Here is a 24,011-nt window from a genome sequence, read left to right as displayed (position 1 = left end):
TGGGCGTTGAGCGGGTGTATCTATCCAATGCGGCGCGGGCAAACAAGAGCGCAGTGATTTCGCCCGCTTCAGCGGCAATTTTTCAGAATCTCCTCCCAATTGGAGGCGAATCGGGCACCTACTGCGAGCCGGCGAGCCCCGCCCGCCGGATGATCTCGCCCCAGACCACGATTTCGGATCGCACGAAGCCCGGGAGATCCTCGGGCGGCGGCGACTGCACCGGAGCGAGGCCCAGCTTGACGAACTCCCGGTGGACCTCGGGATCGGCCATCACCGCCCTCACCTCCTGGTGCAGCTTGCCGACGATGTCGGCGGGCGTGCCGGCCGGCGCCACCAGCATGAACCAGGACACGGCGTCGAACTGCTTGAGCCCTACCTCGATCAGCGGCGGCACATCGGGCACCGCCTCGATCCGCTCGGCCGTGGTGACGCCGAGCATGCGGAGCTTGCCGGCTTGAGCGAGCGGCAGCGCGAACGAGATCGGGCTGAACATGAACGGGATGTGGCCGCCGGCCACATCGGCGATGGCCGGCTGCATGCCCTTGTAAGGCACATGCGTCACCGGCACGCCGAGCGCCGCGCCAAGCTCGATGCCGCTCAGGTGCTGCGCGGTGCCGGCGCCCGCCGAGGCGAAGCTCAAGCCTCCAGGTGTCGCCTTGGCGAGCTGCGCGAGGTCGGCGAGCGAGACGACCGGCAGCGCGGCATTCACCACCAGAACCTCGGGAACCCGGGAGATCAGCGACACCGGCGCGAAGTCTTTCAGCGGTTCGTAGGGCAAACTCTTGTGGAGGGTGACGTTGGCGGCGAGCCCGCTGGTGTTGGCGACCATCAGCGTATAGCCGTCGTGCGGTGAGCGGATCACCGCAAGCGAGCCGACGATCGAGCTTGCGCCCGGCTTGTTCTCGACCACGAAAGATTTGCCGAAACGCTGCTCGAGCTTCGAGCCGATCAAACGTGCAAAGAGACTATAGAGCCCGCCCGGTGCAGCCGGCGCGACGATGGTCACGGTGCGGTTTGGATAGCCTGAAACCTGCGACCAGGCAGACGGCGCCGTGCAAACCAGCACGGTTGCGACGGCCCAGGCTCGCATGGCTCCTGCGATCATCACTCCGTCCCGGCGATGCCGACGTCCTTCACAAGCTGGCCCCAACGCGCGATCTCGGCATTGAGGTACTTTCTCAGTTCGTCCGGCGGCGGCGTCTGGATCGCCAGCAATCCCATCCGGTCGGCCTGCGCCTTGTAGTCGTCCGACGCGGCCATCTGCTTGAACTCGGCGTTGAGCTTTCCGACGATGTCGTTCGGCAGGCCCGCCGGGCCGACGATCATGTGCCACGACGTCGCTTCGAAACCGGGAAAGCCCGCCTCCTCCATGGTCGGCACATCGGGCAGCGCGACGATGCGCACCTTGGACGACACCGCGAGCGCGCGGAGCCGGCCCTCCTTGATCAGCGGCGCAGCGACCGTCGGATCGGCAAACACCATCTGCACGTGATTGCCGATCACGTCGTTCACCGCAGGCGGCATGCCACGATAGGGCACATGCGTCATCTTCAGTCCGGCCTCGCGCATGATCATCTCGACCGCGAGGTGCGGCGTGGCGCCGATACCGGTCGAGCCGAACGAAAGCTCACCGGGCCGCTGCTTGGCGTATTGAACGAGTTCCTTGACCGAATGCACCGGCAGCGACGGGTTCACCACCAGCACGAAGGTCACCGACGAGGTCAACGCGACCGGCGTGAAGTCTTTGACCGGATCATACGGCAGCTTCTTGTAGAGCGTCGCATTGGTGGTGAGCGTGCCGGCCGGCGTAAAGAACAGCGTGTAGCCGTCAGGCGGGGATTTCGCCACTGCGTTCGCGGCGATCACCGTGCCGCCGCCGGTGCGGTTCTCGACGATCACAGGCTTGCCGAACCGCTCTCTCAGCTTGGGCTCGAACTGGCCGCGGGCGAAGACGTCCATCGCGCCGCCGGCGGCGAGCGGCAGGACCAAAGTGATCGGCCGCGACGGATAGTCGTCGGCCTGCACCGATGAAGCAGCCGTCAGAAAAAGACATGCGACAACGGCCGCGGCCCAGCGTGCAGTCAGCATTCTATACTCCGGTCGAAATTCCGTTGACGCGTGCGCGCCAATGTCCGTTTCAGTTCAACGCCGGGCCCGCTATTGCGAGCCCGCAATCCCGGCAGCTTCCACCACCTTGCCCCAGCGCGCGATCTCGGACTTCACGAAGTCCTGCATCGTGGCGATCGGCGGCGTATCGAGCGGCGTCAGGCCGAGCTTGTCGATCTGCTCGCGGGTCTGAGCCGAGCTTAGCACCTCCTTCAGATCGGCATGCAGGCGATCGGCGACCGGCTTTGGCGTCTTGGCCGGCGCCACGACCATGAACCATGCAGCGGCCGAGTAGCCTGGGACACCGGCCTCGGCAATGGTCGGCACATCCGGCAGCGCGGCGAGCCGCTTCGCGGGCGTGACGCCGAGCGCGCGGATTTTTCCGCTCGAAATCATGCCGACGGCCGGCGGCAGATCGACGAACATCAGCTGGATGTGACCGGCCAGCACGTCGTTCAACGCCGGCAGGCTGCCGCGATAGGGCACGTGCGTCATCTTGATGCCGGCCATGCTCGCGAACAACTCGGCGAACAGGTGATGCGGCGCGCCAGGCCCGCCCGAGCCGAACGACAGCTTGCCGGGATTGGCCTTGGCATAGGCGATCAGCTCGGGGACGGTCTTCACCGGCAGATCGTTGTTGACCACGAGCACGAACGGGCTCTCGGCCACCATCGCCAGCGGCACGAAGTCGGTCGCGGGATTGTAGGGCAGCGCCTTGTAGACCGTGACGTTGATGGCGATCGGCGACGAGGTGCCCATCAGCAGCGTGTAGCCGTCGGGTTCGGACTTCGCGACGAAGTTCGAGCCGATCACCGTGCCGGCGCCAGGCTTGTTCTCGACGATCACCGGCTTGCCGAGCTTGGTTTCAAGCCCCTGCGCGATCAGCCGCGCCATGATCTCGGTCGAGCCACCGCTCGTGAACGGCACCACCATCGTAACGGGGCGCGACGGATAATCCTGCGCGCACGCAGCGGCGCTCAAACCCGCAGCCAACATTGCCGCGATCAAAACACGGCCCATTCCAAACGCCATCCTCGAGTTTCCTTCCTTGCTTTTCTATTGGGACCCGGCCAGCCCCGCATTTCGTATAACCGGCGCCCAGCGCGCTGTCTCGGATTTGACGAAGGCTTCCAGTTCTTTCAGCGATCCTTTTCCGATTGGCTCCAGACCCATATCGATGAACTGCTTGCGGATCTCGTCGGACTGCACGATCGCATTTGTTTCGGAATTGAGTTTTTCCAGGATCGGTCGCGGCGTGCCGCCGGGCGCGACCAGCATCTGCCAGGCCGTGGTGTCGAAACCCGGCACGCCCACTTTGTCGAGCGGCGGAATTTCCGGCGTGGCCGCGGCCGGTTGTGCACTGGTGATGCCCAGCGCCCGGGCCTTGCCGGCTCGGATCAGCTGGATCGACGGACCGATGTCGACGAACAGCACATCGATCTGGCCCGCGACCAGATCGGTCATCGCCGGCACGCTGCCCTTGTAAGGCACATGCGTCATCTTGATTCCCGTCATGCTGGAGAACAGCTCGGCGTTCAGATGGTGGAACGATCCCACGCCACCGGAGCCGTAGGTCAAAGGCTTCTGCTTGGCGAGCTTCACGAGATCCGCCACGCTTTGCACCGGCAGTGCGGGGTTGACCACCAGAAGGAACGGCACGCCGGCGGACAGCGCGACCGGCACAACGTCCTTGTCCGGTTGATAGGGCAGGTTTTTGAAGATGGTCGGATTCATCGACATCGTGCCGCTGGTCGCCTGCATCAATGTGTAGCCGTCAGGCGAAGCCTTGGCGGTGGCGGCAGCCGCGATGGTGGTGCCGGCGCCGGGACGGTTCTCGACAATGAACGACTGGCCCAGGCGGCGCTCCAGCTTTGCCGCGATCGAGCGCGCGATCAGATCGGTGCCGCCGCCGGCCGCAAACGGACAGAGGATCGTCACCGTATGCGTCGGGTAATCCTGCGCCGCGGCGCCACGCGGCGTCGCCGCAAGCGCTCCAATCGCCATCAGCATTGCAACGAACCGCATCTTCATCGCTGTCCTCCGCTGCTTTTGATTTTCATTGCGAGCCGGCGAGACCGGCCTCGTTCACGAACGTGCTCCGGATTTCGCAACATCGGCGACGACGCCAAGCGGCGCGAATGGCGCCGACACAGGCCGAGACGAACAGTCTTTCGCCGCGGCGACGGGCGCGAACAGGCCAGACAGAAAAGCGAGCAGACCGCGCGAGACGCGCATGCACTCCTCCCGTCGCCTGCTTGGCCGCAGGCTTGTGGCTTTTCGCCTCTGTTGACAGGAAGTCTGCGCTATTTAGCCGAGCGCGACAATGAGACTGTTCAGCGCGGCGGTGAGGCGGCCGTCAGCCTTTTCAAGCTCGTCCATGATCGAGAAGTGATTGCACGGCTCGAGCGGCAGCAGCGTGCTCGGCAGGCCTGCCGCCACGCGAGCCTGGTGATAGTCCCGCGATTGACGCTGCAGTTCCGGCAACTCGCCGGTGCCGAACGCGACGGTCAACGGCACCTTTCGCTTGGGAAGATGCAGGATCGGACTGAGGGCCCCGACCTCTGCCACAGTGAGATTGAGCTTCTCGTTGAGATAATTGAGCCGGCAGGGCTCGATGTCATAAATGCCGCTGATCGCAAGCCCCGCATCGACCTCGTCGAGCGGCAACGCCGACGCGGTCAGATGCCCGCCGGCCGACCAGCCTGACACGATGAGCTTGCCCGCGCCGAAGCCGCGGCGCGGACCTTCCTGGCGGAGGTAGCGGATCGCAGCATGAGTCTCGGCGACCAGCTCGGTCAGCGTCACGTCCGGGCAGAGCGTGTAGCCGATCATCGCGGTGTCGAAGCCATGAGCCAGCGGACCCGCCATCATGCAGGCGAAGATGTCCTTGCTGTTGCGCTGCCAGTAGCCGCCATGGATGAAGCAGAACAGCGGCGCGTTGGCCTTGCCGCAGCGGAACACGTCGATGCGGTTTCTTTCGCGCGGGCCATAGGCGAGATCGAGCAGCTCCGGATTCTTCTTCCGCATCTCCGCGCTGCGCGAAATCCAGCCGTCGCGGCGCGACGCGACGTCGGGCACCGCGGCGTTGTTGTCGTAAGCGGCATCGAGCTGCGCCCGGTTCATGCCGCGCCAAATGATGGTGGAGGATGCATCGTTCATGGGATCAATCTAACGGAGTTGTTCAAATCTCTCCACGGTCATTCCGGGGCGCCCGCGAAGCGGGCGAACCCGGAATCCAGAACATCGGAACTGGATTCCGGGTTCGGCGCTTCGCGCCGCCCCGGAATGACCAGCCCTACGCAGCCTTCCGCGCGTGATGGCTGTGCAGCCGCAACGACAGCTCGCGGCGGATGTCGTTGAAATCGCTCCCGACCACGTCGCGCGGGCGCGGCAGCGTGATCTGCATCTGGCTGTCGATGCGGCCCGGGCCCGGCGACATCACCACCACGCGGTCGGCGAGGAAGATCGCCTCCTCGATCGAATGGGTGACGAACAGCACGGTGAGGCCGGTGCGCCGCCAGATCTCCAGAAGCTCGTCCTGCAACCGCTCGCGGGTCATCGCGTCGAGCGCGCCGAACGGTTCGTCCATCAGCACGATCTCGGCATCGTTGGCGAGCACACGGGCGATGGCGACGCGCTGCTTCATGCCGCCGGAGAGCTGATGCGGATAGGCGTCGGCGAAACGCTGCAGGCCGACCAGCTCGACGAAGCGATCGACCGTGTCCTTGATCTCGGACCTGGGCCGTCCGCGTGAGGCCGGCCCGAACGCGATGTTGCCGCGCACGCTAAGCCAGGGAAACAGGCCGTAGTCCTGGAACACCATGCCGCGATCGGGCGCCGGCCCTTCGATCGGCCGGTCCCACATCAGTGCACTGCCCCGCGTCGCCTTCTCGAAGCCCGCGACGATGCGGAGCAAGGTCGACTTGCCGCAGCCCGAGGCGCCGATCAGACAAACGAACTCGCCTTTGCTCACGCGCAGATTCGCATCGCGCAGCGCCTCGATGCGGTCGCCGTTGAATTCGAACTGCTTGCTCAAGCCCTTGAGTTCGAGGATCGGGACCGTCGGCTCAGACATGGTTCGGGCTCCAGCGCAGCAAACGTTGGCCGAGCCACATCACGATGCGGTCGGAGATGAAGCCTGCGATGCCGATCACGATCATGCCGGAGATGACGATTTCGGTTCGCGACAATTGCCGGGCTTCCATGATGATCGCGCCAAGCCCGGTCTGCACACCGGTCATCTCGCCGACCACGATCACCACCCAGGCGAAACCAAGCCCCAGACGAAGCCCGGTGAAGATCGCAGGCAGGCTTGCCGGCAGCACCACCTTGAAGAACTGCGAGACGCCCTCGCAGCCAAGCATGCTCGCCGCCTCGAACAATCGCGGATCGACCGAACGCACGCCGAAGATCGTGTTGACCAGCACCGGATAGAACGCACCGAGAAAAACCAGAAACACCGCCGAGCGCGGACCGAGTCCGAAGATGATCATGGCCAGCGGCAGCCAGGCGGTAACGGGAATCGGCCGCAGCACCTGGAGCGTCGGGTCGAGCAGTTGCCGCACGAACGGCAGCCGCCCGATCATCAGCCCGAGCGGCAGCGCGACCAGACACGCCATACCGAAGCCGCCATAGACCCGGCTCACCGAGGCAAGTAGATGCGTCAGGAGGGTCTGGCTGTACGCGTCGTCGTAGATGCCGCCGAACGCCAGATCGTAAAGCTCGATCGCGACTTCGCTCGGCGGCGGGATCAGGCTGTACTTTCGTCCGTAGGTGGCGAAATGCCAGACCATCACGACGGCGACCGGAAACAGCACCGCGATCGCGGGCTGTTTCAGCTTCCGAATAAACCGCGGCAACGAGCGCGGCGTAGGCTGCGCCTCCGCTGCGTTCAATGTTGGGGCCGTCCCGGTTTCGGCACCCGCGCTCATGAGCGTGGTCAGGCCTGCTTCGCCAGTTCGTCGACGAAGCGCGTGTCGAAGAACGTCGCGAAGTCCGGAAGCTGCCGGATCTGCTTCAACTGCAGCATATATTCGGCGTAGGTCTTGGACTGCGCAATCTCCAGCGCGCCGAACTTCCAGGTGAGTTCGACATTGGGGACCGAGACGTCGATCGCCTCTTTCTTCTGGCCGAGCTTCGCCACCGCCATGGCGCTCATCTCGGCCGGATTGGCCATGGCGAACTCGACCGCCTTGCGATGAATGCCGAGGATCACGTTCACGAGCTTCGGCTTCTCCGACAGCGTGTCGCGATGCGCGCCGAACACCATGTTCAAGCCGCCCATCGCGGTGCCGTAGGGATATTCGACCAGCTTGCCGATGCCGGTCGAGAGACTGACACCAGGGCCCGGCTCGGCGCCGACATACGCATCGACGTCGCCGCGCGCGAGCGCCAGATGCATTTCGCTGAAGGACACGCGTACAGGCGTGATGTCCTTGATCGACATCCCTTCCATCCGCAGCCGCTCGAGGATGAACACCTCCTGCGTCGAGCCCGGCCAGATCGCGACCTTGGTGCCTTTGAGGTCCTTGATCGAGGAGATCGGGCTGTCCTTCTTGGCGATGATCGCCATGCCCTTGTTGCAGGCGCCGGCGATCACGACGACCGGTTCGCCCGCTGCGGCGCCCAACGTCGCGGCCGCGATGCCGAACATGCCGAAGTCGACCGACTTGGTGACCACGGCGTTCTTGCCCTCGGCCGGGCTTTCGAACGGCACGACCTCGATCCTGGTGCCGGCCGGCGTGAAGCGCTCGTAGAAGTAAGGTGTGATCGAATGGATGAGCTTCAACGCGCCCATCTTGATGATCGTGACATCTTCGGCGCGCAGCACGGCCGGGGCGGCCAAGGCGGCAACGCCTGCTCCAACGAGGAATTCGCGACGGCGGATCATAAGAAGCTCCCTGCTCTGGCTGGCGGACAGGCGAGCAAGCGCCATGCCATCGGAATCTTTCGATTTTTCAGTGACCTAGCGGTGGGCCCACAGCGCCGCGCCAGAACCAGAGGCGGCAATGGCGAAAAAACAGGCAGGTGCTGCGGAACGGCCTCGCCGAGGCCCAAAAGCCCCTGTTTCGGCCGTTTTCCTTGACAGAAACGGCCCTGCCCCCCATAAGCATGCCGCAATGGCGCGGGCCTCAAGGTCCGCGCGATTTGTTACGGCACATAAGTGCCTGTAACCACATCACAAACCGACTGAAAGAAGCCGGCCGCGGGTCACCCCGAGAGCTGGGTATGAGCACGGGATAGAGAACGATGTTCGCAGTCATCAAAGCCGGCGGTAAGCAATACCGCGTGGTCGAAGACCAGGTCCTCAAGGTCGAGGGCGTGGAAGGCGAGCCGGGCACGATCGTGCAGATCGGCGAAGTCATCATGCTGGGCGGCGACAAGCCGGAGATCGGCAAGCCGACCATTTCGGGCGCGAGCGTCGCGGTCGAGATCGTCGAGCATGGCCGCGGCCGCAAGGTCATCGCCTTCAAGAAGCGTCGTCGCAAGAACTCGCGGCGCAAGCGCGGCCATCGGCAGGACTTCGTCCTGATTCGGATTTCGGAAATCCTGACGGGCGGCGCGAAGCCCTCGAAAGGCCCGAAGCCGAAGCCCGAGCCCAAGGCGAAGCCGGCCAAGACAGAAGCCGAGGACGACGCGGCATAATCGCCAAGCTGGCGCGCCAACTCGACCTCAGCAGTAAATTCGCGGTGAACGTCAGGCTCCAGCGCAGGAAACTGCGCGGATGTCCTTCAGAAAATGGCGTTCATCAATATTTGTGAGATGATTCCGGAACGGAATCGGGCTACAAAGACACACGAGTTTTAGGACCTCAGTTATGGCTCACAAGAAAGCAGGCGGATCTTCCCGGAACGGCCGTGACTCGGCCGGGCAACGCCTTGGCGTCAAGCTGTTCGGCGGTCAGACGGCCGTGCCGGGCAACATTCTGGCGCGCCAGCGCGGGACCAAATGGCATGCCGGCCAGAACGTCGGCATTGGCCGCGATCATACGCTGTTCGCCCTGACTGAAGGTCGCGTCACGTTCAATACCAAAGCCAAAGGCCGCGTATTCATTTCCGTCCTTCCGATGACGGAGGCCGCGGCCGAATAAAACGGTGGAACCATAGTGGGTCCGCCGGTGTCTGTCCGAACCGGCGGGGCTCACAGGGCCCTTAAAGGGGGAGGCGGATACCGCCTCCCCCTTCGGTTTTTCCGGGTCGAGTTTTCAACCCGAGTTCTTCAACCGAGCCCAAAGGAGCCCGTGTCATGACACTGCAAGAGATACCTTCAGGAGCCTTCCGCGAGAGGTGTATTCCCGTCCTCGAGACGGAGCGGCTGGTTCTGCGTGCGCCGCAGCTTGGGGACGTTAAAGCGGTAGCCATGCTGGCGAACGATCGCCGCATCGCCGAGAACACGGCACGCATTCCCCATCCGTACCGGCTCGCCGACGCCGAAGACTTCATCGCCGTCGCCAACAGTCACGGCAACGAAACCATATTCCTGATCACGCTGCGCAACGGCACGCCGATTGGCGCCTGCGGCTTCACGCAGATCGACCGGCATCCGCCGGAGATCGGCTACTGGCTCGGCGTCAAGCACTGGGGCAAAGGCTACGCCACGGAAGCTGTGCGTGCGGTGATCGATCATATCTTCACCGACACCGACGCCGACGCGATCCAGTCGGCGGCGCGCGTGACCAATCCGCCGTCGCGGCGCGTGCTGGAGAAATGCGGCTTCCAGTGGTCGGGCGCGGGCCTGCTCCGCATCCGCGCCATTTCGAGCTCGGCGCCGATCGACCGCTTCCGGCTCGACCGCGGGCTGTGGGCCTCGATCAAAGCCTGGGGCCAGACCCGGCGCGTGCAAGCCTGATCGGAGCTGCGCGATGTATCAGCCTCCGCACTTCCGGGAGGATCGCATCGAGGTCCAGCACGGGCTCATTCGCTCGCACCCGCTCGGCCTGCTGATCACAGCAGGACCGGGCGGGCTGCAGGCGAACGCGATTCCGTTTCTGGTCTACAGCGATCTGTCGAAGCACGGCACGCTGCGCGCCCATATGGCGCGCGGCAATCCGCAATGGCGCGAGCTTGCGGCCGTGAAGGAATGCCTGGTCGTTTTCCAGGGACCGCAGCTCTACATCTCGCCCTCTCTGTATCCGACCAAGCAGGAGCACGGCAAAGTCGTGCCGACCTGGAATTACGTGACGGTGCACGCCTGGGGCGCGCCGCGCGTCGTTGAAGACACCGCGTGGCTCAGACGCCAGATCGAAGACCTCACGAACCAAAACGAAAACGCCTTACCGAAGCCGTGGAAGGTCGACGATGCGCCGGAGCAATATCTCGCGTCGCAGATCAAGGGCATCATCGGCGTCGAGATTCCGATCACGACGATCGAAGGCAAATGGAAGGTGAGCCAGAACCGGCCCGAAGTGGACCGCGCCGGTGTTGCCGCGGGATTGCGCGATGGTGGCGAACAGGAAGCCGTGATGGCTGTACTGGTCGCCGAGCGCGGCAAACTCACCAATTAGATTGCAACCGGCAACTTATCCCGCGCTCGCGCGAGACGGATTGTTCCGCCAAGGAGACGCGAATCTCCGTCGCATGAATCACATGTGAAGAATTGTTGACAGCGGCCCTCGACAGGAGGAGCATACGTGGGTGTTGAGCGTCTCGCCGAGGCGAGCGCGATAAACGCAAAACTGAAAACGGAGGTCACCATGACGCCACCGGGTCAGTTCCGCCGCTTAGCGTAACAGCAACCGTTTGGGCGCTTACGTAGCGGCAAACCCACAAACGACACGCCGGGAGCAGGCTATAGCGGGCCCCATCAGTGAGGCATGGCCCCTTGCCGCTCCCGGTTGCGTTTTCTGCACAGGGTCTTCCCCGAAAATCTTCTTCTCTCATCTGCGTTCCGAGCAGAATTGATATTCTCCGGTCGACTGGCGCAGCGTGACAATTTGCGTGAAAATGGCACTCTGCGTGGCAATCGATTTTCCGCGGAGCACGCCAGGAGCGCACCATGGGCTACGAGCTTGATCAATTCATTTCCGACATACGCACTTCGCTGAAGCGCGATCCCGGTCCCGCAGGCCGTGAGGAGGTCCGGGCGAATCTCGAGCGCCTTCTTCAGAACCAGGACTTCGTCGAGAAGTACTGCGGCGACAAGGTCGAGCGTGGCCTGAACGTGCTGTACGAGGATCCCGATCTCAAGTTCCAGGTGCTGGCGCACATCAACGAGAAGGCCCGCGTCTCGCCGCCACACGATCACGGCGCATCCTGGGCGATCTACGGCCAGGCCAAGCTCTGGACCGACATGATCGAATGGAAGCGGCTCGACGACGGGAAAGACCCGACCTACGCGAAACTCGAGCCCGAGAAGAAATACCGCCTCGCTCCCGGCCAGGCCGGCATCTACCAGAACGGCGCGATCCACTCGATCGACTATCCGGACATGTCGCGCTTCGTGCGGGTGACGGGCACCAATCTCGACATGATCAACCGCATCAGCATCGACCTGAAGACCGGCAAGGTGAAGCAGATGACCCCGCAGCAGGCGACGTAGTCGATCCTCCCGCGACATCGTATCGTCATGGCCGGCGCCTAACGCCGGCCATGTTTTTTGGCCGGCCATCTGTTTTGAGGAACCAATGCCCCAAGCCACCGCCCGCCCGCTCGATCCCGCCACCGTCAAGGCCATGCTCAATGACGGACGTGAGCTCGCGCTGATCGACGTGCGCGAAGAGCTGATTTTCTCGCGCAACCATCTGCTGTGGGCGCGGTCGATCCCATTGAGCCGCCTGGAGCTGCGCTTCGCGCAGCTCGTGCCGCACAAGAGCACCCGCGTCGTTCTTTGTGACGACGGCGACGGTGCCGTCGAGCGCGCAGCGCTTGTCCTCGGTGCCGCGGGCTACACCGATGTCGGCTTCCTTCAAGGCGGCCTCGCCGGATGGGAGAAGGCCGGCTACGAGCTGTTCTCCGGCGTCAACGTGCCGAGCAAGGCATTCGGCGAGCACATCGAGCACATCAACCACACGCCGAGCGTCTCGCCCGAAGAGCTCAACGACCTCCTGAAGAGCGGCACCGACATGGTGGTGGTCGACAGCCGGCCGTTCGACGAGTTCCAGCGCGTTTCGATCCCGTCCGCGACCAACGTGCCAGGCGCCGAGCTCGTGCTGCGCATTCACGACATTGCGCCCAAGCCCGAGACGCTGGTGGTGGTGAACTGCGCCGGGCGGACGCGCAGCATCATCGGCGCGCAGTCGCTGATCAATGCCGGCCTGCCGAACAAGGTGGTGGCGCTGCGCAACGGCACCATGGGCTACACGCTCGCGGGCTTTGCGCCCGACAACGGCAAGACCCGACGCTACGGCGAACTCTCCGCGGATGCGCTGGCCTGGGCCCAGGCTTCGGCCGATCGCGTCGGCAAGAAATTCGGCGTGATGCAGATCAACCGCGAGGCCCTGGAGAGCTTCCGCGCCGACGTCACCCGCACGCTCTACGTGTTCGACGTGCGCGATCCGACCGACTATGCGGCCGGCCATTTCCCGGGCGCCATCAATGCGCCGGGCGGACAGCTCGTGCAGGCGACCGATCAATATGTCGGCACGCTCAACGCCCGCATCGTGCTGATCGACGACCGCGCAGTGCGCGCCATCATGACGGCGTCTTGGCTGAAGCAGATGGGTTGGCGCGACATCTTCGTGCTGGTCGCCGGCGGCAACGAGCAGGCGCGTCCGGTCGCGCCGGTGCTCGGGCCCGCGGTGCCCTCGGAGCTCGCAATCGAGGCTCACAAATTGTCGGAACTGGTGTCGAACGACCACGCCACCGTGGTCGACCTCTCTTTGAGCCCGGCTTACCGCAGAGGTCATATCCCTGGCGCCTGGTACGCGATCCGCACGCGTCTGTCGCAGGCTCTTGCGAAGATTCCGATGAACGGGCCGCTGGTGCTGACGTCGGAGGACGGCGTCCTGGCCAGTCTCGCGGCGCGAGAATCCAAGATGCCGGCGAAATATCTGCGCGGCGGCAACGCCGCCTGGACGAAGGCCGGCCTGCCGCTGTCGACCGACCCGCGCATGGCCGACGAGCCGCTCGACTATTGGCCGAAACCCTACGAGCGCTCCGGCGACACCAAGGGCGCAATGAACGAGTACCTGTCGTGGGAGGTCGATCTCCTGCCGCGCATCGCCCGCGACGGCACCACGAAGTTCATGCCGTAGGGCGTTGTCTTAACTTCAAGACCATGCAGCGAGACCGGCGGTGAGCTCCCTCCCCCTGAAAGGGGGAGGGTTGGGGAGAGGGTCAATTGTTACAGGCAAAAGTGACCCCCACCCGACGCGCTTTCGCGCGTCGACCTCCCCCTTTTAGGGGGAGGTCAGGACCGCCGATCACGGCGGCGGTTCGGAGAATGACGCACGCCGCGCCAACTGCCGCTCGCGCAGGAAGATGAACAAGCCCGCGCCGATGATGATCGCGGCGCCCGCGAGCATGAAGGCATCGGGCCAATCGCCGAACACCAGATAGCCGAACAGCACGGCCCAGACGATCGTCGTGTACTGATACGGCACCACCGTAGAGGCCGGCGCAAGCTTCAGCGAGCGGTTGACGCAGACATGCGCAATCATCGCGACCATGCCGAGCAGCGCGAGCAGCACCAGATCGCGCATCGACGGCGTCACCCATGATGCAGGCGACAGCACCGCGCCGAAGATGAGTGCCGCGACCGTCTGCGACGTCACCAGCACGGTGTCGCTGGTGCCGCGCAGCGTCCGCGTCGAGATCATCGACAGCGAGAACGTCAGACTTCCGGCCAGCGCGATCAGCGCCGGCCAGCTCAGCGCCGCGGAGCCCGGGCGAAGACACACGACCACGCCGACGAAGCCCACCGCGACCGCGCTCCAGCGTCGCCAGCCGACCGCTTCGCCGAGGAACGCGCCCGCAATCGCCGTGACGAAGATCGGCCCGGCGAGGTAGTAGGACATCACGTCGGCGAGCGGCAGATAGCTCACCGCCCAGTAGAAGCAGCCGACCTCCGCCGTGGCCAGCACGGCCCGCAGCGTCTGCATGCCCCAGCGCGGCGCCCGCGCAAATGTCGCCCGGTCACGCCAGATGAACGGCACCAGCAGGATCAGCGCCGCGATGCTCCGGACCAGCAGCAGCTGGCCGACCGAATAGGTCGCGACCAGCCATTTGCCCATGGCGTCGTTGACCGCAAACATGAAGATCCCGGCCGTCATCAGGCCGATTCCGGCGACGGCTGCGCGGCGGTCGACCAGACTGATGGTGGTGCTGGAAACCATGAGGCAGGCCTTGCCGCGCAAATGCGGCGTAAATCTTTCCAATTGCAGCTTTGATCGCTACCTATAGGCCATGAAATTCCTCGACGAGGCCAAGGTCTATATCCGCTCCGGCGACGGCGGGAACGGCTGCGTCGCGTTCCGGCGCGAGAAGTTCATCGAGCACGGCGGGCCCTCCGGCGGCAATGGCGGCCGCGGCGGCGACGTGGTTGTGGAGGCGATCGAAGGCCTCAACACCCTGATCGATTACCGCTACTCCCAGCACTTCAAGGCGCGCGCGGGCGTCGCCGGCATGGGCAAGGACCGCCATGGCGCCAATGCCGAGGACATCGTGCTCAAGGTGCCGGTCGGCACCCAGATCTTCGATGACGACAAGGAGACGCTGCTGGCCGACCTCACCGACCCCGGGCAGCGCGTGGTGCTGCTGCAGGGCGGCAACGGCGGCTTCGGCAACGCGCATTTCAAGTCCTCGACCAACCGCGCGCCGCGCAACGCCAATCCCGGCCAGCCCGGCGAGGAACGCTGGATCTGGCTGCGGCTGAAGCTGATCGCGGATGCCGGCCTGGTCGGCCTGCCGAACGCTGGCAAGTCGACGTTTCTCGCCGCGACCAGTGCGGCCCGGCCCAAGATCGCCGACTATCCGTTCACCACGCTCACGCCGCAGCTCGGCGTGGTCGAGATCGACGGCCGCGAATTCGTGCTGGCCGACATTCCCGGTCTGATCGAAGGCGCCCATGAGGGCACCGGCCTGGGCGACCGCTTCCTCGGTCATGTCGAGCGCTGCCGCGTGCTGCTGCATCTGGTCGACGGCACCGGCGAGCACGCCGGCAAGGATTACAAAACCGTGCGCGCCGAGCTCGAAGCTTATGGCGGCGGCCTCACCGAGAAGCCCGAGATCGTGGCGCTGTCGAAGATCGACGCCATGACGCCGGAGCAGATCAAGGAGCAGGCGGCGCGGCTCAAGCGCGCCTGCAAGAAGACGCCGTTGCTGCTCTCCGCGCATTCCCGCAAGGGCGTGCCCGAGGCGTTGCGCGCGCTGGTCGAGGTGATCGGCAAAGCCGCGGATGAAAAGCCGAAGCGGACGCGGAAATCCACCGCGCCCGCTTGGCAGCCTTAGCGCAGGCAACCGCCAGGCGCCGCGAGCTTCTGCTCACCTGCGATCAAATCTGCCTGACATCGTCAAAGTCGAAGTTCGCGCCCGTCGGATTTTCGCCAATCCTGATCTTGGTATCGCTGACGAAACGATACGGCGGCACAGGCAGATTGTAGGGAGCCGGCACGCCGCTGAACACGCGACCCGCCAGATCGTATTTGGACCCGTGGCACGGGCAAAAATAGCCGCCAAGCCAGTTTGGCGCCGGGCTGGTTGGGTTGGGCTGCGGCTCGAACATCGGAATGCAGCCCAGATGCGTGCAGATTCCGACCAGCACGCCAAACTCCGGCTTCACCGATCGATGCCAATTGACGGCGTAAGGTGGCTGCTGGATCTGCTCGGACTGCGGATCGGCAAGCTGGGCGAGCAATTGCGAATTCCGTAGCGCGGTGAGAATCGCCGGCGTGCGATGCACGATGAAGATCGGGCGCGATCGCCAGCGGACCACGATCTGCTGGCCGGGTTGAACGCCCGCGAGATCGACGTCGACCGGTCCTCCCGCCGCGATGGTTGCGGCGTCGGGATTCATTTGTCCGAGAAGCGGGACGAGGGTTGCCGCAGCACCTACGGCAGCCACCGCGCCTGTCGCAATGGTGAGAAAATCGCGCCTCGTTTCGCCGTCAGACGGGATTGTGATCAAGGCGCGATGGGATGAATCGTTTTGAATCGGGGGCATGACGGCCAGGCTCCAAAGCTTCGCGTCGCCCGGCTCGCGGCTGATCGACCCATCCGACACTAATGCCCGCTCGGATCGATCCTCGAGTCAAAATCGACATAAGGGCTGGCGAAGGAATTTCCAGCGCCAGCCCTGCACGCGCTCGTCAATGTGATCGACCGCTCACACCATCCCGCCATTGGCGCGCAGCACCTGACCGTTGATCCAGGCGCCGTCGGGTCCGGCGAGGAACGACACCGCGCCCGCGATGTCCTCCGGTGTGCCGAGCCGCTCCAGCGGGTTGAGCTTCGCCATGTGGTCGATGAGCTGCTCGGACTTGCCCTTGAGGAACAGATCGGTCGCGGTCGGACCTGGCGCCACCGCATTGACCGTGATCGCGCGGCCGCGCATCTCCTTCGACAGGATCTGCGTCATGGCTTCGATCGCGGCTTTGGTCGCGCCGTAGACGCCGTAACCTTCGGCGCGCAGTCCAATGACGCTGGTCGAGAAGTTGATGATGCGGCCGCCGTTGCGCAGTCGCTTCGCGGCCTCGCGCATGCCGTTGAACGTGCCCTTGAGATTGACTGCGATGTGCCGGTCGAACATCGTATCGTCGGCGTCGGCGAGCTTCGTCACCTGCATGATGCCGGCGTTGTTCACCAGCACATCGACGCCGCCGAACGCGGCCTCCGCCGAATCGAACAGCCGCCGCATCGCGGCCGGATCGCTGACATCGGCCTTGGCGGCTAGCGCCCGGCCGCCGGCCGCCTCGATCTTGCGAACCACCGCCTCGGCCTCGGCCTGGCTGCCGGAATAATTGACGACGACCGTGAAGCCGTCCGTGGCGAGCCGTTGCGCCACCGCGGCGCCGATGCCGCGCGACGCGCCGGTCACGATCGCGACCTTGTTGGTCTGGCTGGTCATTTGAGCCTCCATCCTTGGGAATTGAATTTCCATGGGGCGAACCTAGCCATTCACTCAAAGCAGATAATCTGGCATAAATTGGCATCTTAATTCGGATATCGGGAATAATTGATTTGGACCGGCTCGACGCCATGCGGCTGTTCGCCCGGATCGTGGAGCGGAGGAGTTTCACGCTCGCCGCCAGCGATCTCGGCCTGCCGCGCTCCACCGTGACCGAGACGGTGCAGCAGCTCGAAACGCGCCTCGGCGTCCGGCTGCTCCAGCGCACCACCCGCCACGTCAGCCCGACCCTCGACGGCGAAGCCTATTACCGCCGCTGCCTCACCATCGTCGCCGACATCGAAGAAGCCGAAGGCGCGTTCACCGGCGTCAAACCGCGCGGGCTTCTCCGCATCGACGTGCACGGCACCATGGCGCGGCATTTCCTGCTGCCCGGGTTGCCGCGCTTCCTCGCCGAATATCCCGACCTGCAGCTGCATATCGGCGAGGGCGACCGGCTGGTCGATCTCATTCGCGAGGGCATCGATTGCGTGGTGCGCGCGGGCGCACTCGGCGACAGCACCATGATCGGCCGGCGCGTCGGCACGCTGATCGAGGTGACGTGCGCCAGCGCAGACTATCTCGAAAAATTCGGGCGGCCGCGCACGCCCGACGATCTCGAAGGCCACCGCATGATCGGCTTCGTCTCCTCGCGAACCGGCAACGTGCTGCCGCTGGAGTTCACCGTGAACGGCACGCTGCGCCATGTCACGCTGCCTGCCACCGTGACGGTCACGGGCGGTGAGACCAGCGTGGCGCTGGCCGTGCAGGGGCTCGGCTTGATCCAGGTGCCGCTCTATCACGTGGAGCCTCATCTCGCGGCCGGCACCTTGGTCGAGGCCCTGCCGGATTTCAGGCCCTCGCCCACGCCGGTTTCGGCGCTCTATCCGCACAGCCGGCAGCTATCGCCCCGGGTGCGCGTCTTCATCGACTGGCTGGCCAGGGAGTTCGCCGCCCGCGCGCCGGCGGCCGGCCTCCCTGCCGCCTGACCCCACAATGGACTTCCCGGCCGTCCTATGTTGGATAGGCGCGATTCTGTTGGGATTTTCGCAACACCGTCATGTCCGCCAAGGCGCCCACAAAGACTCCTGCTCTCACCGACTTCCGCCGCATCGTCATCAAGGTCGGCTCGTCGCTGCTCGTCGATTCGGCCGCTGGCCGTGTCAAGGAGAGCTGGCTCGCCTCGCTCGCTGACGACATCGCCCGGCTGCACAAGGGCAAGCGCGACGTCATGGTGGTGTCGTCGGGCTCGATCGCGCTCGGACGCTCGGTGTTGAAACTGCCGCGTGGCGTGCTGAAGCTCGAGGACAGCCAGGCCGCGGCCGCCGTGGGCCAGATCGCACTGGCGCGCACGTGGTCCGAGGTGCTCGGCCGCCACGACATCACCGCGAGCCAGATTCTTGTGACGCTCGATGACACCGAAGAGCGCCGCCGCTATCTCAACGCCCGCTCGACCATCGATAAGCTTCTGGAATGGCGCAGCGTCCCCGTCATCAACGAGAACGACACGGTTGCCACCAGCGAGATCCGCTACGGCGACAACGACCGGCTTGCCGCGCGCGTCGCCACCATGGTGAGCGCCGATCTGCTGGTGCTGCTCTCCGACATCGACGGACTCTACGACGCACCGCCGGCGAACAATCCAAACGCCAGGCACATTCCGCTGGTGCCGCGCATCGGCGCCGAGATCGAGGCGATGGCGGGTGACGCGGCCTCCGACCATTCGCGCGGCGGCATGCGCACCAAGGTCGAGGCCGGCAAGATCGCAACCACGGCGGGCACGCACATGGTGATCGCGTCGGGCCATGTCGATCATCCCTTGAAATCGATCGAGAGCGGCGCGCGCGCCACCTGGTTTCTCGCCTCGGGCAATCCGGTCACGTCGCGCAAACGCTGGATCGCGGGCTCGCTCGAACCCAAGGGCACGCTCACCATCGATGCGGGCGCGGCCTCAGCACTGCGCAGTGGGAAGAGCCTGCTACCCGCAGGTGTGATCCGCGTCGACGGCAACTTCGGCCGCGGCGACGCGGTGGTGATCCGCGGTCCCGACGGCGCCGAGATCGGTCGCGGACTTGTGGCCTACGACGCCGGCGACGCCGCCAAAATCATGCGCAAATCGTCGAGCGACATTCTGCTCATCCTCGGCATCGAGGGCCGCGCCGAGATGGTCCACCGCGACGATCTCGTGCTCGGCGGCGCGTAATTGCGCGTGCTTGTCAGTTAAATTCCTGCGGTCAAATGACGCGCGGCAATCGAGCAAATTGCCGCGATGGATGGTGTCCCCTCCACTCGTTCCGGCCTCGCACAAGCGAGCCATCAACAACGAGCATCACGAGGGGAGACATACCTTGCGTAAAACCATCAGCACCATCGCGGCCGCGGCCGTCCTCGCCGCCGGCACGTTTGCCGCAGCACCCGCTTTCGCCAAGTCGAAGAGGCATGCTCCCGCGCCGCAGGCACAGGCACCGCAGCCGATGGCGCATCCGCTTCCGGCCATTGGCGTGCTGCCTGCAATGCTGATTCTCAGCACCAAGAAGAACGAGAATTTCAAGCCCTATAAGCCGTACGGCAAGAACACCCGCACGAGCCTTTGATCCTCGTTGTTTTGTTTCGCTGACGGGGAGCCGCAAGGCTCCCCGTTTGCGCATTCCGGCCCATCATTTTGAACTGCGGTCCATTGTCACGCGGCAAACCAACACGTTGAGAACGCGCCCATATTAGGCTGCAATGGCAATACGAAATTCGCTGATACGGGCACTGAAAATCACAAGCAACAGCGCCCAGAACTCGCGCTCGACCATGTGAGCGAACCGCGAGGCGTCGTCAGACCGACGCTAATCCCCAGCAGTCCCTTCGGGAGGCAGCAATGCCTCCCGCTTTTTTTGTGCAAGAGGGAACTGCGGCCCGATTGCCGCATTGATGTGGCGCGACGTGACACACTCAGGCGTAACTTCCGCTGGCGTAACTTGCGGAAGAATTCTTCGGCGAGTGGGACATTGAACTGCGAAGGCGGCTGATCGCCGCCCGGCCAAACCCGGCTCAACGAGCCGGGTTTTCCGTTTAAGGCTAGCGCACGACGAAATCGAAATAGGTCTGCGGATAGGGCTCGTGGCGCAGCGTGAAGTGCCACCACTCCTTGTCGTAAGGATAGAACCCGCGCTTGCGCATCGCCTGCGCGAGCAGCGCGCGGTTGGCCTGTGCCTCCGCGCTCACGCTTCTGTCCGACGGCCACGAGTGCGGGCTGAAGAAATCGAACGGCGTGCCCATGTCGAGCGGCTGCCCATCCGAGCGGCGCGCCAGCGTCAGATCCGTGGTCGAGCCGCGCGAATGGCCGGAGCGCGACGCGATGTAACCGTCGCGAAACAGCGTGCTCTTGTCGACATGCGGATAGAACTCGGCCTTCATTTTCGTGTCGCCGAGATTCTGCGCCCAGCGCGCGAAGTGCGCCACGGCACGCTCCGGCCGGTAGCAGTCATAGACCTTGAGCGTCAGCCCGCGCGTCTCGAGATCGGCCACCACCTGTGCCAGCGCCGCCGCCGCCGGCTTGGTGAGATAGCAGATCGGCCTCTCGTACCCGTCGATCACGTGACCGACGAAATTGTGAGCAGTGGCGTAACGCGCCTCGATCAGAATGCCGGGCGCGATCGTCGTCACATCGACGAACGTGTCGGGTCGCGGCTGGTCTTTCGGCAGTGCTGCGGCGGGCGTGAGCGACAACATGATGACTGCGATGGCGATCCGTCGAATCATGATTCCTGTTTAGCAGATAGGCCTATCGCCGCGAACGCTGTTCTCTCCCCACCTCATCCTGAGGAGCGCAGCGAAGCTGCGCGTCTCGAAGGATGGGGTGGCTTCGGTGGCCGCCCCGCCCTTCGAGACGCGGCCTGCGGCCGCTCCTCAGGACGAGGCGGGTTGAGAGCGCTCACCGGCAAACAATCAACCATCGAGCCAGGCCACGGCGCGGATCGGCGCGCCGGTGCCGCCTTTAATCTTGATCGGAAAGCCGATGAACTTGAAGCGGCCCTTGCCGACCAGCTTGTCGAGGTTCACCAGCCCCTCCATGTGCGTGAAACCCATGTCGCGGCAGACATGGTGCACCTCGAAATTGTTGCGTCCGGTGCGCCCCGGGCTCACCGCCTCGACGCCGAACATGCCGATGCCTTTCTTTCCGAGCCAAGTGGCCGATTCTTTGGTCAACCCCGGAAAGTCGGTGATGAACGCCGGCGTGCCTTGGGTGCGCCGATAGAAGTCCATGTGCAGCAGCACGGTGTCCTTGGGCTTGATCTCAACGCCCGCGGCCGCGATGGCCTTCTCCAGATCGTCGATCGAGATGTCCGACTTGAGCGGCTTGTGCGAGAGGTCGAGACACACTGCCTCGGTGAAGAAATTTTCCAGCGGCATTTCGTCGATCGATTTGGCCTTGGGATCGGCATCGAAGTGCTTGGGTGCGTCCACATGGGTGCCGGCATGATCGCCCAGCACCAGCGCCATGGTGGCCGAGGAGAAGCTGTAGCCGTCGGCCATCCGCTGCTCGTCATGAGTCGAGAACGTTGTGATGATGACCTGCGGATGGTTCGGCAACACCTGCATCTTGTGCTCGATGTCGCGGCTGAGATCGATCAGAATCATGAGCGTTTCCCGGTTGACGTTACGGCGGGTTCTTTACCGGCTCGTTCTCGATCTGCCGCAGCCGCGCCAGCACCTCGCTTGCCGTCATCACGTCGCCGAACTGCTGGATAACGTTCTCCAGCGCCGAGCGGTGCTCGTCATCCGACAAAGCTGCGCAACAGTCCTCGACCATCACCACCTTGAAGTCCAGCATCATGGCGTCGCGTGCGGTCGACTCGCAGCAGACGTTGGTCTTGGTGCCCGCGATCAGCACGGTGTCGATCCCCATGCCGCGCAACGTCCGCTCGAGCTGCGACGAGCCCTGGATGAGCGCGCTGTAGCGGTTCTTCAGCACCGTGTGGTCGGCCGGCGCCGTGACGAGCCCGGACCAGACTTCCTGCTTTTCGGCCGCGAGGCTTTCCAGCGTCTTCTCCTTCACGGCGTCGGCCACGATGGTGTTGAAGAACAGCTCCCAGTCGCTTTTGCCGCCGATCCGGTTGTTGGCGTGCAGCACCCAGATGACCGGAACGCCGAGCTTGCGAAGCTCTCCAGTGAGCCCGTTGATCGGCTCGACAATGCCGCGCGACGCCGCCACCTCGGCCGGGCTTCCCGGTGCACAGAACGTCCCCTGCATGTCGATCACCACCAGCGCGGTGCGTGCCGGATCGAGCCGGTCGAACAGGTGATAACGGCCGCGGCGCTGCAGCACCCGGTCGGCGATCTCCTTACGCACCGTGACGGAATGCATGGCCGGTTACCTTGTCCAGGGCGTGCGCCAGTTGAGACCGGCCAGATCGCTCACCGGCCCGATCATGGTGTCGAAGCGCATGGTCATGCGGTCCTCGCGGCGATAGGCCGGCCACACCGGCAGGCCAGGATGATCGGGCTTGCCGGTCCGCGCAAATGCGATCCAGGCGCGGTGCATGGCCTCGGCGAGACCGCTTGCCACCTTCGGATCGGCGCCTTTGACCATCGGCGCGTCGGTCCAATGCTCAAAATTGTTGAACACGAACGGGATCTCGATGCAGTGACAGGCCTCGAAGCCTTCCGGCGATTGCCAGTCGAACTGGAACACGTAAGCCGGCCGGCCCTGGTCGGCGCGAGCCTCGGCAAAGCGCAGACTGCCCATCCGAAAGTTCACGTCGGTCATCAGATCGCCGAGCAGGGCCGCATTGCCGCTTGAGGCACGCATGCGGCGGGTCTCGTCATAGACGGCGCGGTGGCCCGTTTTGAACATCGCGGCGAACACGCCTTCGATCGCGGCCGCATCGGCCTTCGGGATATCCGGATCGATGCCGTAGAACGCCGCCATCTCCTCGCGCGTCGTGCCGACCATCACGTCAATGTCGCGGCCGGCGCCGGCCGCAAGTGCCGGCCCGACCTCGCCCGGATAGACATCGCCGTCGATCACCGGCCAGAACGGCGCCTGGGTGTCGGCGAATTTCTTCTCCAGCCGGCCCACTTCGCCCTGAGCCGCGACAAGCTTGGCGAACGGCAGCGATTTTAGCGCGTCGGCCTGCTCAGGCTTGAGCCCCAACACCTCAAGAAAGCGCCGGCCTATCCGGTGCGAGTCCTCGAGCGTTCGCGCCGGGCGGCCGAACGGCGCGCTCTGCAGGATCGCGCGGCGAAACAATCCCGCCGCGAGCGGCATCGTCATCAGAATCGAGATCGATGCTCCGCCGGCCGACTGTCCCACCACCGTAACGTTATCCGGGTTGCCCCCAAACGCCGCGATGTTGTCGCGCACGAACTTCAGCGCGGCGACCTGATCGAGCAGCCCGAGGTTGCCCGGGCTCACGCCGGGCAGGCAGAGAAAGCCCAGCGCGCCGAGCCGGTAATTGATCGAGACCACCACGACGTCGCCGTTGAGCGCGAAGCGCTCGCCGGAATACCAGGGCAGCGAACCCGCGCCGCTGGAAAACGCGCCGCCGTGGATCCACACCATCACCGGCCGCTTCTTGCCGTCCGTCGCCCGCGTCCAGATGTTGAGCGTCAGGCAGTCTTCCGATTGCGGCCGCTCGAAGTCGCCCATCACATGGGCGAGCCGCGAACGGCCCTGCGGCGGAACAGGACCGTCGCGCGTGGCATCGCGCACGTCGCGCCAGGGCGCGACCGGCTGCGGTGGCGCAAAGCGCAACTCGCCCACAGGCGCTGCCGCATAAGGCACACCGCGGAACACGGTGAGGCCGTTCTCCCGCGCGCCACGCAGCGTGCCGGACTTCGTTTGCACCACAAGATCGTCGATCATGGTCATCACT

25 protein-coding genes are annotated in these 24,011 nt (G+C 64.6%); 10 read left to right on the top strand and 15 right to left on the bottom strand.

Going from position 1 to position 24,011, the window contains the following annotated elements; genetic code table 11:
- Positions 1-118: 118 nt before the first annotated feature.
- The 8 genes from RHPLAN_RS03015 to RHPLAN_RS02980 form a co-directional block, all read right to left on the bottom strand.
- Positions 119-1,105, bottom strand: coding sequence for a Bug family tripartite tricarboxylate transporter substrate binding protein (locus tag RHPLAN_RS03015; protein WP_068013703.1), 987 nt, complete (start codon positions 1,103-1,105; stop codon positions 119-121).
- Positions 1,105-2,088, bottom strand: coding sequence for a Bug family tripartite tricarboxylate transporter substrate binding protein (locus RHPLAN_RS03010; protein ID WP_068013701.1), 984 nt, complete (start codon positions 2,086-2,088; stop codon positions 1,105-1,107). Before RHPLAN_RS03010 ends, RHPLAN_RS03015 begins: the two co-directional genes overlap by 1 nt.
- A 69-nt stretch (positions 2,089-2,157) precedes the next feature.
- The gene (locus tag RHPLAN_RS03005) at positions 2,158-3,126 is read right to left on the bottom strand and encodes a Bug family tripartite tricarboxylate transporter substrate binding protein (RefSeq protein WP_198164686.1); all 969 of its coding nucleotides are present in this window, start codon (positions 3,124-3,126) and stop codon (positions 2,158-2,160) included.
- Positions 3,127-3,162: 36 nt separating this feature from the next.
- Positions 3,163-4,137 carry a Bug family tripartite tricarboxylate transporter substrate binding protein gene (locus RHPLAN_RS03000; RefSeq protein ID WP_068013697.1) on the bottom strand — a complete coding sequence of 325 codons (975 nt, stop codon included), beginning with the start codon at positions 4,135-4,137 and terminating at the stop codon, positions 3,163-3,165.
- A 276-nt stretch (positions 4,138-4,413) separates the two neighbouring features.
- Positions 4,414-5,265, bottom strand: a complete 852-nt coding sequence (locus RHPLAN_RS02995; RefSeq protein WP_068013695.1) for an alpha/beta hydrolase — start codon at positions 5,263-5,265, stop codon at positions 4,414-4,416.
- 136 nt (positions 5,266-5,401) lie between these two features.
- Positions 5,402-6,181, bottom strand: coding sequence for an ABC transporter ATP-binding protein (locus RHPLAN_RS02990; protein WP_068013692.1), 780 nt, complete (start codon positions 6,179-6,181; stop codon positions 5,402-5,404).
- Positions 6,174-7,037, bottom strand: a complete 864-nt coding sequence (locus RHPLAN_RS02985) for an ABC transporter permease (protein ID WP_068013690.1) — start codon at positions 7,035-7,037, stop codon at positions 6,174-6,176. The genes RHPLAN_RS02990 and RHPLAN_RS02985 overlap by 8 nt, the downstream gene beginning before the upstream one ends.
- A gap of 8 nt (positions 7,038-7,045) precedes the next feature.
- Complete coding sequence (locus RHPLAN_RS02980; RefSeq protein ID WP_068013688.1) at positions 7,046-7,996, bottom strand: ABC transporter substrate-binding protein; 951 nt, start codon at positions 7,994-7,996, stop codon at positions 7,046-7,048.
- Positions 7,997-8,355: 359 nt separating this feature from the next.
- On the opposite strand from RHPLAN_RS02980, the gene rplU reads away from it, so the two are divergent.
- The 6 genes from rplU to RHPLAN_RS02950 all read left to right on the top strand — a co-directional run bounded on the left by rplU (position 8,356) and on the right by RHPLAN_RS02950 (position 13,297).
- Positions 8,356-8,751: a 50S ribosomal protein L21 gene (rplU, locus tag RHPLAN_RS02975; RefSeq protein ID WP_068013686.1), complete on the top strand. Its 396-nt coding sequence runs from the start codon at positions 8,356-8,358 to the stop codon at positions 8,749-8,751.
- 172 nt (positions 8,752-8,923) lie between these two features.
- Positions 8,924-9,196 carry a 50S ribosomal protein L27 gene (rpmA, locus tag RHPLAN_RS02970; protein ID WP_068013684.1) on the top strand — a complete coding sequence of 91 codons (273 nt, stop codon included), beginning with the start codon at positions 8,924-8,926 and terminating at the stop codon, positions 9,194-9,196.
- 155 nt (positions 9,197-9,351) lie between these two features.
- Positions 9,352-9,954 carry a GNAT family N-acetyltransferase gene (locus RHPLAN_RS02965; RefSeq protein WP_068013682.1) on the top strand — a complete coding sequence of 201 codons (603 nt, stop codon included), beginning with the start codon at positions 9,352-9,354 and terminating at the stop codon, positions 9,952-9,954.
- A 13-nt stretch (positions 9,955-9,967) separates the two neighbouring features.
- A complete protein-coding gene (locus RHPLAN_RS02960; RefSeq protein ID WP_068013680.1) occupies positions 9,968-10,609 on the top strand; it encodes an FMN-binding negative transcriptional regulator in 642 nt (213 codons plus the stop codon).
- Between the two features lie 491 nt (positions 10,610-11,100).
- Positions 11,101-11,643 (top strand): hypothetical protein, encoded by a 543-nt coding sequence (locus RHPLAN_RS02955; protein WP_068013678.1) that lies wholly within the window; start codon positions 11,101-11,103, stop codon positions 11,641-11,643.
- Positions 11,644-11,728: 85 nt separating this feature from the next.
- Positions 11,729-13,297 carry a rhodanese-like domain-containing protein gene (locus RHPLAN_RS02950; protein ID WP_068013676.1) on the top strand — a complete coding sequence of 523 codons (1,569 nt, stop codon included), beginning with the start codon at positions 11,729-11,731 and terminating at the stop codon, positions 13,295-13,297.
- Between the two features lie 168 nt (positions 13,298-13,465).
- On the opposite strand, the gene RHPLAN_RS02945 is transcribed toward RHPLAN_RS02950, so the two are convergent.
- Complete coding sequence (locus tag RHPLAN_RS02945; protein WP_068030483.1) at positions 13,466-14,377, bottom strand: DMT family transporter; 912 nt, start codon at positions 14,375-14,377, stop codon at positions 13,466-13,468.
- A gap of 70 nt (positions 14,378-14,447) precedes the next feature.
- Here RHPLAN_RS02945 and obgE point away from each other — a divergent pair, with 70 nt between their 5' ends.
- Positions 14,448-15,491: a GTPase ObgE gene (obgE, locus tag RHPLAN_RS02940; RefSeq protein WP_068013674.1), complete on the top strand. Its 1,044-nt coding sequence runs from the start codon at positions 14,448-14,450 to the stop codon at positions 15,489-15,491.
- 43 nt (positions 15,492-15,534) lie between these two features.
- On the opposite strand, the gene petA is transcribed toward obgE, so the two are convergent.
- Both petA and RHPLAN_RS02930 read right to left on the bottom strand, forming a co-directional pair.
- Positions 15,535-16,203, bottom strand: a complete 669-nt coding sequence (gene petA / locus RHPLAN_RS02935; RefSeq protein ID WP_068030476.1) for a ubiquinol-cytochrome c reductase iron-sulfur subunit — start codon at positions 16,201-16,203, stop codon at positions 15,535-15,537.
- Between the two features lie 162 nt (positions 16,204-16,365).
- On the bottom strand, positions 16,366-17,106 hold the full coding sequence (locus RHPLAN_RS02930) for an SDR family oxidoreductase (protein ID WP_068013672.1): 741 nt from the start codon (positions 17,104-17,106) through the stop codon (positions 16,366-16,368).
- 113 nt (positions 17,107-17,219) lie between these two features.
- Between RHPLAN_RS02930 and RHPLAN_RS02925 the strand changes: the two genes are divergently transcribed.
- The 3 genes from RHPLAN_RS02925 (at position 17,220) to RHPLAN_RS02915 (ending at position 19,739) form a co-directional block, all read left to right on the top strand.
- Positions 17,220-18,134 (top strand): LysR family transcriptional regulator, encoded by a 915-nt coding sequence (locus RHPLAN_RS02925; protein WP_068013670.1) that lies wholly within the window; start codon positions 17,220-17,222, stop codon positions 18,132-18,134.
- Between the two features lie 71 nt (positions 18,135-18,205).
- The gene (gene proB, locus RHPLAN_RS02920; RefSeq protein WP_068013668.1) at positions 18,206-19,348 is read left to right on the top strand and encodes a glutamate 5-kinase; all 1,143 of its coding nucleotides are present in this window, start codon (positions 18,206-18,208) and stop codon (positions 19,346-19,348) included.
- A 145-nt stretch (positions 19,349-19,493) separates the two neighbouring features.
- Complete coding sequence (locus RHPLAN_RS02915) at positions 19,494-19,739, top strand: hypothetical protein (protein ID WP_068013666.1); 246 nt, start codon at positions 19,494-19,496, stop codon at positions 19,737-19,739.
- Between the two features lie 472 nt (positions 19,740-20,211).
- Here the strand turns inward: RHPLAN_RS02915 and RHPLAN_RS02910 are convergent, their stop codons facing one another.
- The 4 genes from RHPLAN_RS02910 to RHPLAN_RS02895 form a co-directional block, all read right to left on the bottom strand.
- A complete protein-coding gene (locus tag RHPLAN_RS02910) occupies positions 20,212-20,895 on the bottom strand; it encodes a M15 family metallopeptidase (RefSeq protein ID WP_084244207.1) in 684 nt (227 codons plus the stop codon).
- A 186-nt stretch (positions 20,896-21,081) separates the two neighbouring features.
- Positions 21,082-21,774 (bottom strand): cyclase family protein, encoded by a 693-nt coding sequence (locus tag RHPLAN_RS02905; RefSeq protein ID WP_068013664.1) that lies wholly within the window; start codon positions 21,772-21,774, stop codon positions 21,082-21,084.
- Between the two features lie 19 nt (positions 21,775-21,793).
- Complete coding sequence (locus RHPLAN_RS02900; RefSeq protein ID WP_068013662.1) at positions 21,794-22,501, bottom strand: isochorismatase family protein; 708 nt, start codon at positions 22,499-22,501, stop codon at positions 21,794-21,796.
- Positions 22,502-22,507: 6 nt separating this feature from the next.
- Complete coding sequence (locus RHPLAN_RS02895) at positions 22,508-24,007, bottom strand: carboxylesterase/lipase family protein (RefSeq protein WP_068013660.1); 1,500 nt, start codon at positions 24,005-24,007, stop codon at positions 22,508-22,510.
- Positions 24,008-24,011: the final 4 nt, after the last annotated feature.

The sequence above is a fragment of the Rhodoplanes sp. Z2-YC6860 genome (genome assembly GCF_001579845.1).
Lineage (GTDB): Bacteria > Pseudomonadota > Alphaproteobacteria > Rhizobiales > Xanthobacteraceae > Z2-YC6860.
This window is presented reverse-complemented; position numbering and strand designations above follow the sequence as displayed.

Coding starts and splice junctions, on each gene's coding strand:
- RHPLAN_RS02945 (WP_068030483.1), bottom strand. CDS start 14,377: ATGGTTTCCAGCACCACCATCAGTCTGGTCGACCGCCGCGCAGCCGTC.
- RHPLAN_RS02985 (WP_068013690.1), bottom strand. CDS start 7,037: ATGAGCGCGGGTGCCGAAACCGGGACGGCCCCAACATTGAACGCAGCG.
- RHPLAN_RS02900 (WP_068013662.1), bottom strand. CDS start 22,501: ATGCATTCCGTCACGGTGCGTAAGGAGATCGCCGACCGGGTGCTGCAG.
- RHPLAN_RS03015 (WP_068013703.1), bottom strand. CDS start 1,105: ATGATCGCAGGAGCCATGCGAGCCTGGGCCGTCGCAACCGTGCTGGTT.
- RHPLAN_RS03005 (WP_198164686.1), bottom strand. CDS start 3,126: ATGGGCCGTGTTTTGATCGCGGCAATGTTGGCTGCGGGTTTGAGCGCC.
- petA (WP_068030476.1), bottom strand. CDS start 16,203: ATGCCCCCGATTCAAAACGATTCATCCCATCGCGCCTTGATCACAATC.
- RHPLAN_RS02960 (WP_068013680.1), top strand. CDS start 9,968: ATGTATCAGCCTCCGCACTTCCGGGAGGATCGCATCGAGGTCCAGCAC.
- RHPLAN_RS02990 (WP_068013692.1), bottom strand. CDS start 6,181: ATGTCTGAGCCGACGGTCCCGATCCTCGAACTCAAGGGCTTGAGCAAG.
- RHPLAN_RS02905 (WP_068013664.1), bottom strand. CDS start 21,774: ATGATTCTGATCGATCTCAGCCGCGACATCGAGCACAAGATGCAGGTG.
- RHPLAN_RS02965 (WP_068013682.1), top strand. CDS start 9,352: ATGACACTGCAAGAGATACCTTCAGGAGCCTTCCGCGAGAGGTGTATT.
- RHPLAN_RS02910 (WP_084244207.1), bottom strand. CDS start 20,895: ATGATTCGACGGATCGCCATCGCAGTCATCATGTTGTCGCTCACGCCC.
- RHPLAN_RS02980 (WP_068013688.1), bottom strand. CDS start 7,996: ATGATCCGCCGTCGCGAATTCCTCGTTGGAGCAGGCGTTGCCGCCTTG.
- obgE (WP_068013674.1), top strand. CDS start 14,448: ATGAAATTCCTCGACGAGGCCAAGGTCTATATCCGCTCCGGCGACGGC.
- RHPLAN_RS02995 (WP_068013695.1), bottom strand. CDS start 5,265: ATGAACGATGCATCCTCCACCATCATTTGGCGCGGCATGAACCGGGCG.
- rplU (WP_068013686.1), top strand. CDS start 8,356: ATGTTCGCAGTCATCAAAGCCGGCGGTAAGCAATACCGCGTGGTCGAA.
- RHPLAN_RS02930 (WP_068013672.1), bottom strand. CDS start 17,106: ATGACCAGCCAGACCAACAAGGTCGCGATCGTGACCGGCGCGTCGCGC.
- proB (WP_068013668.1), top strand. CDS start 18,206: ATGTCCGCCAAGGCGCCCACAAAGACTCCTGCTCTCACCGACTTCCGC.
- RHPLAN_RS02955 (WP_068013678.1), top strand. CDS start 11,101: ATGGGCTACGAGCTTGATCAATTCATTTCCGACATACGCACTTCGCTG.
- RHPLAN_RS02950 (WP_068013676.1), top strand. CDS start 11,729: ATGCCCCAAGCCACCGCCCGCCCGCTCGATCCCGCCACCGTCAAGGCC.
- RHPLAN_RS03000 (WP_068013697.1), bottom strand. CDS start 4,137: ATGAAGATGCGGTTCGTTGCAATGCTGATGGCGATTGGAGCGCTTGCG.
- RHPLAN_RS02895 (WP_068013660.1), bottom strand. CDS start 24,007: ATGACCATGATCGACGATCTTGTGGTGCAAACGAAGTCCGGCACGCTG.
- RHPLAN_RS03010 (WP_068013701.1), bottom strand. CDS start 2,088: ATGCTGACTGCACGCTGGGCCGCGGCCGTTGTCGCATGTCTTTTTCTG.
- rpmA (WP_068013684.1), top strand. CDS start 8,924: ATGGCTCACAAGAAAGCAGGCGGATCTTCCCGGAACGGCCGTGACTCG.